At 64.5% G+C, this 14,665-nt stretch carries 14 protein-coding genes; 13 read left to right on the top strand and 1 reads right to left on the bottom strand.

All coding sequences use genetic code 11. The features are described from left to right. The first annotated feature begins 53 nt into the window (after positions 1–53). Positions 54–530 (top strand): transcription elongation factor GreA, encoded by a 477-nt coding sequence (greA, locus tag U5805_RS19175; protein WP_322105074.1) that lies wholly within the window; start codon positions 54–56, stop codon positions 528–530. A gap of 58 nt (positions 531–588) precedes the next feature. After that, a complete protein-coding gene (locus U5805_RS19170; protein ID WP_322105185.1) occupies positions 589–1,062 on the top strand; it encodes a DUF4149 domain-containing protein in 474 nt (157 codons plus the stop codon). A 108-nt stretch (positions 1,063–1,170) separates the two neighbouring features. Here U5805_RS19170 and U5805_RS19165 read toward each other — a convergent pair whose 3' ends face one another. After that, positions 1,171–1,716, bottom strand: coding sequence for a YhbY family RNA-binding protein (locus U5805_RS19165; RefSeq protein ID WP_322105073.1), 546 nt, complete (start codon positions 1,714–1,716; stop codon positions 1,171–1,173). A gap of 275 nt (positions 1,717–1,991) precedes the next feature. On the opposite strand from U5805_RS19165, the gene U5805_RS19160 reads away from it, so the two are divergent. The 11 genes from U5805_RS19160 (at position 1,992) to phoR (ending at position 14,557) form a co-directional block, all read left to right on the top strand. After that, positions 1,992–2,654, top strand: a complete 663-nt coding sequence (locus tag U5805_RS19160; protein WP_322105184.1) for an RlmE family RNA methyltransferase — start codon at positions 1,992–1,994, stop codon at positions 2,652–2,654. A 190-nt stretch (positions 2,655–2,844) separates the two neighbouring features. Beyond that, positions 2,845–4,734 carry an ATP-dependent zinc metalloprotease FtsH gene (ftsH, locus tag U5805_RS19155; protein WP_322105072.1) on the top strand — a complete coding sequence of 630 codons (1,890 nt, stop codon included), beginning with the start codon at positions 2,845–2,847 and terminating at the stop codon, positions 4,732–4,734. A gap of 228 nt (positions 4,735–4,962) precedes the next feature. Further along, positions 4,963–5,769 carry a dihydropteroate synthase gene (gene folP, locus U5805_RS19150; protein WP_322105071.1) on the top strand — a complete coding sequence of 269 codons (807 nt, stop codon included), beginning with the start codon at positions 4,963–4,965 and terminating at the stop codon, positions 5,767–5,769. A 119-nt stretch (positions 5,770–5,888) separates the two neighbouring features. Beyond that, positions 5,889–7,241 carry a phosphoglucosamine mutase gene (gene glmM / locus U5805_RS19145; RefSeq protein ID WP_322105070.1) on the top strand — a complete coding sequence of 451 codons (1,353 nt, stop codon included), beginning with the start codon at positions 5,889–5,891 and terminating at the stop codon, positions 7,239–7,241. Between the two features lie 390 nt (positions 7,242–7,631). Next, positions 7,632–8,663, top strand: coding sequence for a phosphate ABC transporter substrate-binding protein PstS (gene pstS, locus U5805_RS19140; RefSeq protein WP_322105069.1), 1,032 nt, complete (start codon positions 7,632–7,634; stop codon positions 8,661–8,663). A 206-nt stretch (positions 8,664–8,869) separates the two neighbouring features. Further along, on the top strand, positions 8,870–9,856 hold the full coding sequence (gene pstC / locus U5805_RS19135) for a phosphate ABC transporter permease PstC (RefSeq protein WP_322105068.1): 987 nt from the start codon (positions 8,870–8,872) through the stop codon (positions 9,854–9,856). Beyond that, positions 9,853–10,749 carry a phosphate ABC transporter permease PstA gene (pstA, locus tag U5805_RS19130; RefSeq protein WP_322105067.1) on the top strand — a complete coding sequence of 299 codons (897 nt, stop codon included), beginning with the start codon at positions 9,853–9,855 and terminating at the stop codon, positions 10,747–10,749. The genes pstC and pstA overlap by 4 nt, the downstream gene beginning before the upstream one ends. 15 nt (positions 10,750–10,764) lie before the next feature. Then, positions 10,765–11,625, top strand: coding sequence for a phosphate ABC transporter ATP-binding protein PstB (pstB, locus tag U5805_RS19125; protein WP_415914632.1), 861 nt, complete (start codon positions 10,765–10,767; stop codon positions 11,623–11,625). Between the two features lie 18 nt (positions 11,626–11,643). Next, positions 11,644–12,348 carry a phosphate signaling complex protein PhoU gene (phoU, locus tag U5805_RS19120; RefSeq protein ID WP_035522773.1) on the top strand — a complete coding sequence of 235 codons (705 nt, stop codon included), beginning with the start codon at positions 11,644–11,646 and terminating at the stop codon, positions 12,346–12,348. A gap of 54 nt (positions 12,349–12,402) precedes the next feature. After that, positions 12,403–13,104 carry a phosphate regulon transcriptional regulator PhoB gene (gene phoB, locus U5805_RS19115; RefSeq protein WP_322105065.1) on the top strand — a complete coding sequence of 234 codons (702 nt, stop codon included), beginning with the start codon at positions 12,403–12,405 and terminating at the stop codon, positions 13,102–13,104. Between the two features lie 139 nt (positions 13,105–13,243). Further along, positions 13,244–14,557: a phosphate regulon sensor histidine kinase PhoR gene (gene phoR / locus U5805_RS19110; RefSeq protein ID WP_322105064.1), complete on the top strand. Its 1,314-nt coding sequence runs from the start codon at positions 13,244–13,246 to the stop codon at positions 14,555–14,557. Positions 14,558–14,665 lie beyond the last annotated feature (108 nt).

The following is a 14,665-nucleotide window of genomic DNA, read 5'->3' as shown; positions in this document are numbered from 1 at the left end:
GGCTGGGCCGAATGAGGGTCCAAACGGAACGCTAACCGTTACACGAGTTGTTTATGAGCACGATTCCCTTGACCAAGCGCGGCGCCGATCAGCTTCGCGAAGAACTCCAGCGCCTGAAATCCGTCGAGCGTCCGTCGGTCATCAACGCGATCGCCGAAGCGCGCGCGCAAGGCGATCTCTCGGAAAACGCCGAGTACGACGCCGCGAAGGAAAAGCAGGGCTTTATCGAAGGCCGCATCGCCGAAATCGAATCGAAGCTGGCCGCCGCGCAGGTGATCGATCCCGCCACGCTGGAGGCCGACGGCCGCGTCGTGTTCGGCTCGACCGTCGATCTCGAAGACCTCGATTCGGGCAAAACCGTCACGTATCAGATCGTCGGCGACGACGAAGCCGATCTCGAGCACGGCCTGATCTCGGTCAGCTCGCCCATTGCGCGCGCGCTGATCGGCAAGTCGGAAGGCGACGTCGCCGAAGTGCAGGCGCCGAGCGGCGTACGCGAGTACGAAGTCATCGAGGTTCGCTACGTCTAAGGGGCGTGCCCACGTGAGTACCGTCACTTCTGCAAGTTCCACCGTGCCGGCGCCGCTCGTGCCGCACCGGCTTTTCGGGCTGATCGCCATGCTGTGGGTCGGCAGCCAGTTGACCATCGGCTATGCGGTCGCGCCGGTGCTGTTCACTTCGCTCGATCACATGACGGCGGGCGCGCTCGCGGCGCAGCTCTTTCGCATCGAAGGCATGATCGGCCTCGTGGCCGGCGTCGTGCTGCTCGCGTTCGCGAACCTGTTCGTGCGGCGGGGCGACGCGGGTTATCGCCGTCTGCGCTGGCTGTTGATCGGCATGCTGCTGTGCGTGGTGTTCGGCTATTACGCGCTGCAACCCTTCATGAACGCCATGCGCATGAACGCGCTACAGGCCGGCGTGGATATCGCGCATTCGGCCTATGCAAGCCGTTTCGGCATGTTGCACGGCGTCTCGAGCGTGTTCTATCTGGTGGAAAGCCTGCTGGGCGCGTGGCTCGTCTGGCTGCTGCCTTCGGCACGGGCGTCGGCGGTGCGCGGCTGAATCCGGCGCTCGTTGGTTTCGCATCCGGCTTGCGCCGTAGCGGCTGACGGCGAAAAAAAGCGCGGCTCGACGGCCGCGCTTTTTTGCTGAACGGGTTGGCTGCGCGCGTTACTTCGCGTTCTGGTGCCCGCGCTTGGAGCTGGTCTGGCGCTTCTTCGCGCGCTTGATGTTGCCGCCCTGCGTCACGCGCTCGTTGCCCTTGACGGTCACTTTTTGCGCCTTCGGCTTGCGCATCGGATTGTCGCTGGCCTTCACGACCTTGACGACGCGCGGGCTCGCGCCGCGCTTGCCCGCTTCGCGCGCGCTCGGCACGTCGGCGGCGGGGCGCGTCACGGTGCCGCGGGCGCCGGCGCGTGCCGTGGTGGTTTTCGCCTTCGGCGTTTCGGGCTTCCAGATCACGAGCAGCTTGCCGATATGCTGGATGGGCGCGGCGTTCAGGCGGTCGCAGATGGCTTCGTAGATCGCGACGCGTTCTTCGCGCTCGTCGCCGAACACGCGCACCTTGATGAGCTGGTGTGCGTCGAGGTGGACCGTGATTTCCTTGAGGACGGCGTCGGTCAGTCCCTCGGCGCCGATGAGCACGACCGGTTTGAGCGCGTGGGCCTCGGAGCGAAGGGCGGAACGCTGTTCGGCAGTAATGGAAAGGGCGGGCATGGGATGTGGCAGACTCGACTAAAATAACGGCGCCGCGCGGCGGGGCGAATGACGGACCGGAATTAAACACTGCGGCCCGAACGCCTGAGGGCTGCGCAGGGCAGACCCGCTGCGGGCGCAACGGAACAACGGAAAACCGTGGGGAACGGCGTGGCGCGGGACTCGACGCCTGCGGAAGTTCACGACTTCCCGCCTGGCGGGCCGCGACGGCCGCACGAATAAAACGCGTATTATCCGCCAAAAGCGCGGAATCACGCAGCAACTGTTCATCTTTAATGGCAAAAAATCGCTTCAACACGTCGTGGTTGCACGACCACATCAACGATCCGTACGTGAAGCTCGCGCAGCGGGAAGGCTATCGCGCGCGCGCCGCGTACAAGCTCAAGGAAATCGACGAGCAGGACAAGCTCATTCGGCCGGGCATGGTGATCGTGGATCTAGGCGCGGCGCCGGGAAGCTGGAGCCAGTACGCGCGCAACAAGCTCGCGCAGGGCGCGAAGCGCGACACCGGGCGCCAGGGCGGCATCGACGGCACCATTATTGCGGTCGATCTGCTGCCGATGGAGCCGATTGCCGACGTGCAGTTTCTCCAGGGCGATTTTCGCGAGGACGACGTGCTCGCCCAACTCGAGGAATTGGTGAATGGCCGTCCCGTGGATCTTGTAATTTCAGATATGGCGCCCAATCTGTCAGGGGTCGCGTCCGCGGACGCGGCGCGCATTGAACACGTGTGCGATCTCGCGCTCGAGTTTTCGCAAAATCATCTGAAACCGGATGGGGCCCTTTTAGTCAAATGCTTCCACGGCAGCGGTTACAGCCAGATCGTCGAAAAATTCAAGCATCAGTTCAAAATCGTGGCCGCGCGCAAGCCGAAAGCTTCGCGCGACAAATCGGCCGAAACGTTTATATTGGGCAAACAGCTAAAGCGTCCCGGCTAAACGGGGCACGATGAAAGTACGAAGCGCCGGCGGACCGTGCAACGGGTGCGAAACGCGGGCCGGGCAAGGCGCTGTGACTATTCCTGCGGTAGCGAAACGTTATGGCAGGGGTCGGTGTACTGGATTAGAATGCTTTGGTGGTGCCGCAAGGCAAATGTAGGCGCCCGTCTATGAGTGAAGGAGTGGTGCTTTGAACAACAACATGTTTTCGAAGGCAGCAGTGTGGCTGGTTATCGCACTGGTGCTGTTTACGGTGTTCAAGCAGTTCGACAAGCCCCGTGTCCAGGAAGGCGTTTCCTATTCGCAGTTCATGGACGACGCGAAGAACGGCAAGGTCAAGAGCGTCGTGGTGCAGGGGCGGAACCTCACGGTCACTCCGGCGGACGGCCAGAAATACCAGATTGTCTCTCCCGGCGACATCTGGATGGTCGGCGACCTGATGAAGTACAACGTGCAGGTGAGCGGCAAGGCTGACGAGGAGCCGAACGCGCTCGTTTCCGCGCTGTATTACCTCGGGCCGACCATTCTCATCATCGTGTTCTGGTTCTACATGATGAGGCAGATGCAGGGAGGCGGCAAAGGCGGGGCGTTCTCGTTCGGCAAATCGCGAGCGCGGTTGATCGACGAAAACAACAATGCCGTCAACTTCTCCGACGTCGCCGGCTGCGACGAAGCGAAGGAAGAAGTCTCGGAACTCGTGGACTTCCTGCGCGATCCGCAAAAATTCCAGAAGCTGGGCGGGCGCATCCCGCGCGGCGTGCTGCTGGTCGGCCCTCCGGGCACCGGTAAGACGTTGCTCGCGCGCGCCATTGCCGGCGAAGCGAAGGTGCCGTTCTTCAGCATCTCGGGTTCGGACTTCGTGGAAATGTTCGTCGGCGTGGGCGCGGCTCGCGTGCGCGACATGTTCGAGCAGGCCAAGAAGCACGCGCCCTGCATCGTGTTCATCGACGAAATCGACGCGGTCGGTCGCCATCGCGGCGCCGGCATGGGCGGCGGCAATGACGAACGCGAGCAAACGCTGAACCAGATGCTCGTGGAAATGGACGGCTTCGAGGCAAACTCGGGCGTCATCGTGATCGCGGCAACCAACCGCTCGGACGTGCTCGACAAGGCGCTGCTGCGTCCGGGCCGTTTCGACCGCCAGGTGTACGTCGGTCTGCCCGACATTCGCGGCCGCGAGCAGATCATGAAGGTGCATCTGCGTAAGGTGCCGATCGCCAACGACGTGGACGCGGCGGTGATCGCGCGCGGCACGCCGGGCTTCTCGGGCGCCGATCTCGCGAACCTCGTGAACGAAGCGGCGCTGTTTGCCGCGCGCCGCGGCAAACGCATCGTCGAGATGCAGGATTTCGAGGACGCGAAGGACAAGATTTTCATGGGTCCGGAGCGCAAGTCGGCCGTGATCCGCGAAGAAGCGAAGCGCGCCACGGCGTACCACGAGTCGGGCCACGCGGTCATTGCCAAGCTGCTGCCGAAGGCCGACCCGGTACACAAGGTCACGATCATTCCGCGCGGTCGCGCGCTGGGTGTGACGTGGCAGTTGCCGGAGCACGACAACGAAACGTATTCGAAGGATTACCTGCTCGATCGCCTGGCCATTCTGTTCGGCGGCCGCGTGGCGGAGGAGTTGTTCATGAACCTCATCAGCACGGGGGCTTCGGACGACTTCAACAAGGCCACGCAAACGGCGCGCGCCATGGTTACGCGCTTCGGCATGACGGACGCGCTCGGACCGATGGTCTACGCCGACGACGAGAACGACGGCGGCCCGTTCGGCAAGGGTTTCACGCGCGCGATTTCGGAAGCGACGCAGCAGAAGGTCGACGCGGAAATCCGCCGCGTGCTGGACGAGCAGTACAACCTCGCCAAGCGCCTGCTCGATGAAAACCGCGACAAGGTCGAGGCGATGACGGCCGCGCTCATGGAGTGGGAAACCATCGACGCCGACCAGATCAACGACATCATGGCCGGCCGTCCGCCGCGCTCGCCGAAGAGCACGCCGTCGCCGGGCGACGCGCCCAGCTCGGGCGGCAGCGCGGGCAGCGAGGTCAAGCCCGGTAGCGCGACCGCTCCGGCCTGAACGGGCGATAACCCATCGAGTAAAGTTGCGGGCCGGTGTGGAGACACATCGGCCCGTTTGTATTTCTGGCGCAGCAATGCCGCGGGTTCGCGCCATTTCGTTGCGTCGTCGCATCTTGTTTCACTTCTGACGCTTATTGACGTGCCCAAGCTCCGCCCGCAAGGTAATCTCCCACCTCAGCCGCTAGCGTGCGGCCGTTTCACGTTGACGTTCGAGCGGCCGCTCGTAATGGGCATTCTCAACGCCACGCCCGATTCGTTTTCCGACGGCGGTCGCTACCTCGGTTTCGACGACGCGCTGCGCCGCGCCGAACACATGTTGCGCGACGGCGTCGACATCATCGACATCGGCGGCGAGTCGACGCGGCCAGGCGCGCCGCCCGTGCCGCTCGACGAGGAACTCGCCCGGGTGATTCCGCTCGTCGAGCAACTCAAGCACGCGAACGTGCCGCTTTCGGTGGACACGTACAAGCCCGAGGTCATGCGTCATGCCATTGCGGCGGGCGCGGACCTCATCAACGACATCTGGGGCTTTCGCATGCCGGATGCGGTCGAGGCCGTGCGCGGCAGCGATTGCGGGCTGTGCGTCATGCACATGCTGGGCGAGCCGCAGACGATGCAGGCCCGCGAACCCGATTACGTCGACGTCGTGCGCGAGGTGCGCGAGTTTCTCGCCGCGCGTTGCGCCGAACTCGAGGCGGCGGGCGTGGTGAAGGCGCGTATCAGCGTGGACCCCGGGTTCGGCTTCGGCAAGTCGGTGATCGGAAACAACTACGCGCTGCTCGCCCATTTGCGCGAGACCGCGCCCGACGTGGCGCCCGGCGTCGCGCCGTATCCGGTTCTCGCGGGCATGTCGCGCAAGTCGATGCTCGGGGCGCTCGTGAATCGGCCCGCGCCCGAACGCGTCGCGGCGAGCGTGGCGGCGGCGGTGTGCGCGGCGGAGCGGGGCGCGGCGATCATCCGCGTACACGACGTCGCGCCCACGGTGGACGCGCTCAAGGTGTGGGCGGCCATGCGTGACGCGATGCAAGCGTAATACGACGTTTAGCGCATGACGCCTGACGCTCGACGTATCGGGCGCGCGGCGGCGAAGCGGCGCAAGCACAAGACAAACTGGCAGGATCAAGCAAGCTGCATCAGATCGAGGATCAAGAGATGGGACGTCGTTATTTCGGTACGGATGGAGTGCGCGGCAAGGTCGGCGAGGCGCCGATCACGCCGGATTTCGTGCTGCGGCTCGGTTATGCCGCGGGCAAGGTGCTGGCGGGTTCGGCCGCGACCTCGGGGCCGCGCCCGTCGGTGCTGATCGGCAAGGACACGCGCATCTCGGGCTATATGCTGGAGGCGTCGCTGGAAGCCGGGCTCTCGGCGGCCGGCATCGACGTGATGCTGGCCGGGCCGATGACCACCCCTGGCATCGCGTATCTCACGCGCGCGCTGCGCCTCTCGGCCGGCGTGGTGATCAGCGCTTCGCATAATCCGTACTACGACAACGGCATCAAGTTCTTTTCCGCCGACGGCAACAAGCTGCCCGACGAAGTGGAGCACCAGATCGAGGAGCAGCTCGAGCAGCCGCTCGAATGCGCGCCCTCCGAGCGGCTCGGCCGCGCACGACGCCTCGACGACGCGGGCGGCCGCTACATCGAGTTCTGCAAGAGCACGTTTCCGCAGGCGTTCAACCTGCGCGGCCTCAAACTCGTGATCGACTGCGCGAACGGCGCGGCCTACGACATCGCCCCGCATGTGTTTCACGAACTGGGCGCCGATGTCATCCCGATCGGCGTTTCGCCCAACGGCTTCAACATCAACGACGGCGTGGGCGCCACCGCGCCCGATGCGCTCGTGCGCGCGGTGCGCGCGAATCACGCCGATCTCGGCATCGCGCTCGACGGCGACGCCGACCGTCTCCAGGTGGTCGATGCGCAAGGCCGTCTCTACAACGGCGACGAGCTGCTCTACGTGCTCGTGAAGGACCGTATCGCGACCGAGGGCAAGGTGGAAGGCGCGGTCGGCACGCTCATGACCAACCTCGCCGTGGAGCAGGCGCTCGACGGCCTCGGCGTGCAGTTCGTGCGCGCCAACGTGGGCGACCGCTACGTGCTCGAACAACTGCGCGAAAAGGGCTGGCAGCTCGGCGCGGAAGGCTCGGGCCACATTCTTTCGCTCGATCGTCACACGACCGGCGACGGCATCGTTTCCGCGCTGCTCGTGCTTGCCGCGATGAAGCGCAGCGGCCAGACGCTCGGCGCGCTGCTCGACGGCGTGAAGCTCTTTCCGCAGAAGCTCATCAACGTGCGCATCGCCCAGGGCGCCGACTGGAAAAGCAACGCCGAAATCCAGCAGTCGATCGCGGCGGCGCAGGCCGAACTCCAGGGCCGGGGCCGGGTGCTGATTCGCGCTTCCGGGACGGAGCCGGTGCTGCGCGTGATGGTCGAGGCGCGCGAGGAGCGCGACGCGAACCATTACGCCGAAGCGATTGCCGGCACGGTCAAGCGCGCGATTGCCTGAGCCCGGCCGGCCCTGAAAAAGGACGGCGCGGCGTCGCGCTGCGGGCCGCATCCGAAACGCATCCTTTCTTTTTTCGCGCCTTTTTTGCAGCAGAAGCAGAATTCTGCAAACGTTTCACTCGCGGGTTTCCTGATGGCCGGGCTGCTGTGGCCCGGCCTTTTCGTTTTGGCCCCCACTTCGCCGGAATGCCCGTCCGGCGGCCTTCGCACGCCCGCCCGCCGGCGCGGCGCTCCCTTCATTCTCCCGCGCGCTCGCCTGACGCGCCGCATCGCTTCGCCTTTCAGCCAGTAATGGGATTGTCACGGCGTCTTCATGAATCGTCACGGTACTGTCACAGAGAGCCCCTAAGCTTCGCGGTGTCGTTCATCCGCTCACACACCTGGAGGTCTCATGAAATTGATGCAAACCGCGCTCGCTGGCGTTGCTGGCGCGCTTTTCGCGATCGCAGCGCAGGCTGCTGACATCACCGGCGCGGGCAGCACCTTCGCAGCACCGATCTACACGAAATGGGCAGATGCCTATCAAAAGTCGGGCGGCGGCAAGGTGAACTACCAAGGCATCGGCTCGTCGGGCGGCATCAAGCAGATTCAGGCCAAGACCGTCGATTTCGCGGGTTCGGACGCGCCGCTGAAGGACGACGAACTGGCCAAGGACGGCCTGTTCCAGTTCCCGACGGTGGTGGGCGGCGTCGTGCCGGCGATCAACGTGCCGGGCGTCAAGGCGGGCGAAATCGTTCTGTCGGGCCAGGTGCTCGGCGACATCTACCTCGGCAAGATCAAGAAGTGGAACGATCCGGCCATCGTCGCCCTGAATCCGAAGGTCAAGCTGCCGGATCTGGACATCGCCGTGGTTCGCCGCGCCGACGGTTCGGGCACCAGCTTCATCTGGACGAACTACCTCTCGAAGGTCAACGCCGACTGGAAGAGCAAGGTGGGCGAAGGCGCCACGGTCAACTGGCCGACGGGCACGGGCGGCAAGGGCAACGACGGCGTCGCGGCCTTCGTGCAGCGCCTGCCGGGCGCGATTGGCTACGTCGAGTGGGCGTACGCCAAGCAAAATCACATGGTCTACACTGCCATGAAGAACGAGTCGGGCGCGGTCGTTCAGCCGAGCACGGACACGTTCAAGGCCGCGGCCGCGGGCGCGGACTGGAAGAAGTCGTTCTACCAGATCCTGACGAACGAGCCGGGCAAGGAAGCATGGCCGGTCGTCGGCGCCACGTTCGTGCTGCTGCACACGGCACAGGACAAGCCGGAACAGGGCAAGGAAACGCTCAAGTTCTTCGACTGGGCGTTCAAGAACGGCACGCCCGCTGCCGACAGCCTCGACTACATCTCGCTGCCGCAATCGGTCGTGAGCGAAATCGAAACGCAGTGGAAGGCGAAGGTCAAGGACGCAAGCGGCAAGGCAGTCGCCGAGTAAGGTCAGCGTCAGGCGAAAAGCTTGAAAGGGCCGCCGCGTGACGCGCGCGGCCCTCTCGCTTGTGGAAAGCCGCCCGAAGCCCCTGCGCAAGCTGTCCCGAAGTGCCGCCCGTCGTCCGGCTCAGGCCGGATTCCGGGCGATCTGCAGCCTGGCGGCTGCATCAACGTCGCGAGCCTCATGCCCGCGGCAACTGGAACCAGGTCACCATGTCCGACGTCCCGCTCGTGTCCAACCCGCCCGGCAACGCCGCGCAACAGAAGGCGCCCAGCCCGGCAGGCGACATCATTTTCGGCAGCCTCACGCGCCTCGCCGCCATCGTCACGCTGCTGCTGCTCGGCGGCATCATCGTGTCGCTGATCGTCTCTTCGTTGCCGACGATCCAGAAGTTCGGTCTCTCATTCCTCTGGACTGCCGACTGGGACCCGCCCAGCGAGCAGTTCGGCGCGCTCGTGCCCATCTACGGCACGATCGCCACCTCGATCATCGCGCTCATCATCGCCGTGCCCGTGAGCTTCGGCATCGCGCTGTTCCTCACCGAGCTTTCGCCCGCCTGGCTGCGCCGCCCGCTCGGCATCGCCATCGAACTGCTGGCCGCGATCCCGTCGATCGTCTACGGCATGTGGGGTCTGCTCGTGTTCGCGCCGATCTTCGCGCAGTACTTCGAAAAGCCGCTTGGCGTGCTGCTCGGCGGCATTCCCGTGATCGGCGCGCTGTTCCAGGGCGCGCCCATCGGCATCGGCATTCTGTGCGCGGGCGTGATTCTCGCGATCATGATCATTCCGTACATCGCCTCGGTCATGCGCGACGTGTTCGAAGTCACGCCGGTGCTGCTGAAGGAATCGGCATACGGCATCGGCTGCACGACGTGGGAAGTCATGTGGAAGATCGTGCTGCCGTTCACCAAGACCGGCGTGATCGGCGGCGTGATGCTCGGCCTCGGCCGCGCGCTCGGCGAAACCATGGCCGTGACGTTCGTGATCGGCAATACGAATCTGCTCGACAACGTTTCGCTCTTTTCGCCGGGCAACAGCATCACCTCGGCGCTCGCGAACGAATTCGCGGAAGCGAGTCCCGGCCTGCACACGGCCGCGCTGATGGAGCTGGGCCTGATTCTCTTCGTGATCACCTTCATCGTGCTGTCGATCTCGAAGCTCATGTTGCTGCGCCTTGAAAAGTCGGAGGGTGCGCGATGAGCGAACCGTTGATGAAGATTCCCGGCGCGATTTACGGCGCCGACCTCGAACGCATGCGCGGCAAGCTGCAAGGGCGCCGCCGCGTGACCAACGCGATCGCGCTCACGCTTTCGCTCGCCGCCATGGCGTTCGGCATTCTCTGGCTCGTGTGGATTCTCTACACGACCATTTCGCTCGGCATCGGCGGGTTGTCCGTGGACCTCTTCACGCAGTCGACGCCGCCGCCGAACACCGACGGCGGCGGCCTCGCCAACGCCATCGTCGGCAGCCTGCTGCTGGTGGCGATCGCGACCGCGGTCGGCACGCCGATCGGCATCCTGGCCGGCATCTATCTCGCCGAATACGGCCAGAAGGGCTGGCTCGCGAGCGTGACGCGGTTCATCAACGACATTCTGCTGTCGGCGCCGTCGATCGTGGTGGGTCTGTTCGTCTACGCGCTCGTGGTCGCGAAGATGGGCCACTTCAGCGGCTGGGCCGGTGCGATCGGTCTCGCGCTGCTACAGATTCCGATCGTGATCCGCACGACCGAAAACATGCTGAAGCTGGTGCCGAACGCGCTGCGCGAAGCGGCCTTCGCGCTCGGCACGCCGAAGTGGAAGATGGTGCTCTCGATCACGCTGAAGGCGTCGATCGCGGGCATCGTGACGGGCGTGCTGCTCGCCGTGGCGCGCATCGCCGGCGAAACCGCGCCGCTTCTCTTCACCGCGCTGTCGAACCAGTTCTTCAGCGTGAACATGAATCAACCGATGGCGAACCTGCCGGTCACGATCTACAAGTTTGCGATGAGCCCGTTTTCGCAGTGGCAATCGCTCGCGTGGGCCGGCGTTTTCCTGATCACGCTGGGCGTGCTGGGCCTGAACGTCCTCGCGCGCACGGTCTTTTCGAACAAGTAAGGGCGGAGTCATCCGATGAACATGGCAGAGAGTCACCTCAACACCGCCGCGCACGGCACCGCGCCCTCGGCTGGATTCCAGCCCGCCGACCCCGCCCAGAACGGCCGTCTGCCGGCGCTCGGCACGCCGAAGATCGAAGTGAAGGATCTCAACTTCTTCTACGGCAAGTACCACGCGCTGAAGAACATCAACCTGCAGATTCCCGAAGGCAAGGTGACGGCGTTCATCGGCCCGTCGGGCTGCGGCAAGTCCACGCTGCTGCGCACGTTCAACAAGATGTTCGCGCTCTATCCCGAGCAGCGCGCCGAAGGCGAAATCCTGATGGACGGCGAGAACCTGCTCACCACGAAGCGCGACATCTCGCTCCTGCGTGCGCGCATCGGCATGGTGTTCCAGAAGCCGACCCCGTTCCCGATGTCGATTTACGACAACATCGCGTTCGGCGTGAAGATGTTCGAAACGCTGTCGCGCCCGGAAATGGACGACCGCGTGGAATGGGCGCTCACCAAGGCGGCGCTGTGGAACGAAGTGAAGGACAAGCTGGGCCAGAGCGGCTACGGTCTGTCGGGCGGTCAGCAGCAGCGCCTGTGCATCGCGCGCGGCATTGCCATTCGTCCCGAAGTGCTGCTGCTCGACGAGCCGTGCTCGGCGCTCGACCCGATCTCCACGGGCCGTATCGAAGAACTGATCGCGGAACTCAAGAGCGACTACACGGTGGTGATCGTCACGCACAACATGCAGCAGGCCGCGCGTTGCTCGGATTACACCGCCTACATGTATCTCGGCGAGCTGATCGAATTCGGCGACACCGAGAAAATCTTCATCAAGCCGGTCCGCAAGGAAACGGAAGACTACATCACCGGTCGCTTCGGTTAAGCGTCGAAGGAGGAAATCATGTCCGACAAGCATCTCTCCAGCCAGTTCGACGCCGACCTGAATCTCATTTCGTCGAAGGTTCTCGAAATGGGCGGCCTCGTCGAATCGCAGATCATCACGGCCATGCAGGCGTTGAACGAGTTCGACGGCGAAGCCGCCGCGCGCGTGATTGCCGCGGAAGACCGCCTCAACACGATGGAAGTCGAGATCGACGAAGAGTGCAGCAATATCATCGCGCGCCGCCAGCCGGCCGCGCGCGACCTGCGCCTCGTGCTCGCCATCTCGAAGACCATCACCAATCTCGAGCGCGCCGGCGACGAAGCCGAAAAGATCGCCAAGCGCACGAAGCGCCTGATGGAAGACGGCGCCTCGCGCACCGTCAACATCGCCGAAATCAAGGTTTCGGGCGAAATGGCCGTGTCGATCCTGCGTCGCGCGCTCGACGCGTTCGCGCGCCTCGACACCGTGGCGGCCGCGCAGATCGTGCGCGACGACAAGGCGATCGACGAGGAATTCCGCGCCTTCGTGCGCAAGCTCGTGAGCTACATGATGGAAGATCCGCGCACGATCTCCGTGGGTCTCGACTATCTGTTCATCGCCAAGGCGATCGAGCGGATCGGCGACCACGCGAAGAACATCGCGGAATTCATCATCTACATCGTCAAGGGCACCGACGTGCGGCACAAGTCGCGCGACGCGCTCGAACGCGAAGCGCTCAGCTAATCCATCGTTTTCAGATTACTGGTCCACGAGGCCAAAAGGTCACTAGAGGTGCCGATGCCCAGCAGCATTCTCGTCATCGAAGATGAGCCCGCGATTTCCGAGCTGATTTCGGTGAACCTGCAACATGCGGGTCACTGCCCGATCCGCGCCTACAACGCGGAGCAGGCGCAAAACCTGATCAGCGACGTGCTGCCCGATCTGATCCTGCTCGACTGGATGTTGCCGGGCAAGTCGGGCGTCAACTTCGCGCGCGACCTGCGCAACAACGAGCGCACGAAGCATATTCCGATCATCATGCTGACCGCGCGCGGCGACGAGCAGGACAAGGTGCTGGGTCTGGAAATCGGCGCCGACGACTACGTGACCAAGCCGTTCTCGCCCAAGGAGCTGATGGCGCGCATCAAGGCGGTGTTGCGCCGCCGCGCGCCGCAACTCACGGAAGACGTGGTGGCGATCAACGGTCTGAAGCTCGATCCGGCCACGCATCGCGTCGCGGCGCACGCGCAGGGCAGCGAGATCAAGCTCGATCTCGGCCCGACCGAGTTCCGCCTGCTGCACTTTTTCATGACGCATCCCGAGCGCGTACACAGCCGCACGCAACTGCTCGATCAGGTGTGGGGCGACCACGTGTTCGTGGAGGAGCGCACCGTGGACGTACACATCAAGCGTCTGCGCGCCGCGCTCAAGCCCGCGGGGTGCGATGCTATGATCGAAACGGTGCGCGGCAGCGGCTACCGTCTCGCGAAAAGCGCCTGATTGACGCAGTGACGCAAGGTAAGGGCGCGCCGCGGGCGAAGCACCGCGCGGCGCTGCCGGTTGGCCGCCGCTTCTTGCCGGCGACGGCCGCACGATGTCGCGTGCCCGCATCCGACTGTCTTTTTTCGATCGCAGGAACATGAACATCATCTGGGCGCGCTCCCTGGTTTCGATCGTCTTGCTCGCGCTCGCATGCACGGGCGTGGGCGCGGTGTTCGGCGTGAAGGCCGCGCTCGGCGTGGCCGTCGTCGTGCTCGTCGCGCAAATGCTTTTCAGCACCTTCCACAAGCAGCGCCTCTGGCGCCTGCTCGACGCGCCGGTCTATGGCGAAGTGCCGAGCGCCCCCGGCGTCTGGGGCGAAATCTACTACCGTCTGCACAAGCTCGCGAAGCGCTGGCACGCGCAGGTGCGCCAGGTCGAGCAGCAGCATTCGCGCTTCATTCAGGCGATCCAGGCTTCGCCGAACGGTGTGGCGATGCTCGACGATCACGACCAGATCGAATGGTGCAACGCCATCAGCGAAGTCCATTTCGGGCTCGACGCGAGGCGCGATCTGCGCCAGCACATCACGCATCTCGTGCGCCAGCCCGACTTCGTGCGCTACCTCAATTCGCACGACTACAGGGACATGCTCATCATGCGCGGCATGGGCGCGAAGCGGCAGAACGTGCTTTCCGTGCAGGTGTTCCCGTACGGCGACAACCGCAAGCTCGTGCTCTCGCAGGACATCACCGAACTGGAGCGCACCGACTCCATGCGGCGCGATTTCGTCGCCAACGTCTCGCACGAACTCAAAACGCCGATCACGGTGCTTTCCGGCTTTCTCGAAACGATGCGCGAGATTCCGCTCTCCGATGCCGAGCGCAACCGCTATCTGGAGCTGATGGAGCAGCAGGCGTCGCGCATGCATCACATCGTCACCGACCTGCTCGTGCTCGCGAAGCTCGAAGGCGAGGGCCGCCTGCCCGGCGATCAGATGATCGACATGCGCGCCGTGCTCGTCCATGTGCGCGAGGACGCCGAAACGCTGTCGGGCGGCCATCACCGCATCACGGCCGAGATCGACGACAGCCTGAGCCTCACCGGCTCCGAAACCGAAATCCTGAGCGCGCTCGGCAATCTCGCGACCAATGCGGTGCGCTATACGCCCGAGGGCGGCACGGTGCATCTGTCGTGGCATCTGGAGCAGGGCAGCGCGGTGTTCTCGGTGACGGACAGCGGCCTGGGCATTCCGCTCGCCGACATCCCGCGCCTCACGGAGCGCTTTTATCGCGTCGACCGCAGCCGTTCGCGCGACACGGGCGGCACCGGTCTCGGGCTCGCGATCGTCAAGCACGTGCTGCAACGCCACGACGCGGCGCTCGAAGTGAAAAGCGAGGAGGGCCGCGGCAGCACGTTCACCGTGCGCTTCCCGAGGTCGCGCACGACGCGCCGGCAGCCCGCGCCGGCTTGACGCGGCGCGACGCATCGGGCCGCGCTCGCGGGCATGGCTTGCGCGCCGCTTGTTCGTCGCTCGTTCGAGCGCCGAGACGATAAAAAAGCCGCTTCTTCGAAGCGGCTT

Origin of the sequence: Paraburkholderia sp. J41, assembly GCF_905220235.1 — a bacterium.
GTDB lineage: Bacteria > Pseudomonadota > Gammaproteobacteria > Burkholderiales > Burkholderiaceae > Paraburkholderia.
Note: the sequence above shows the minus strand (reverse complement) of the source record. Positions and strands in the feature narration are given on the sequence as shown.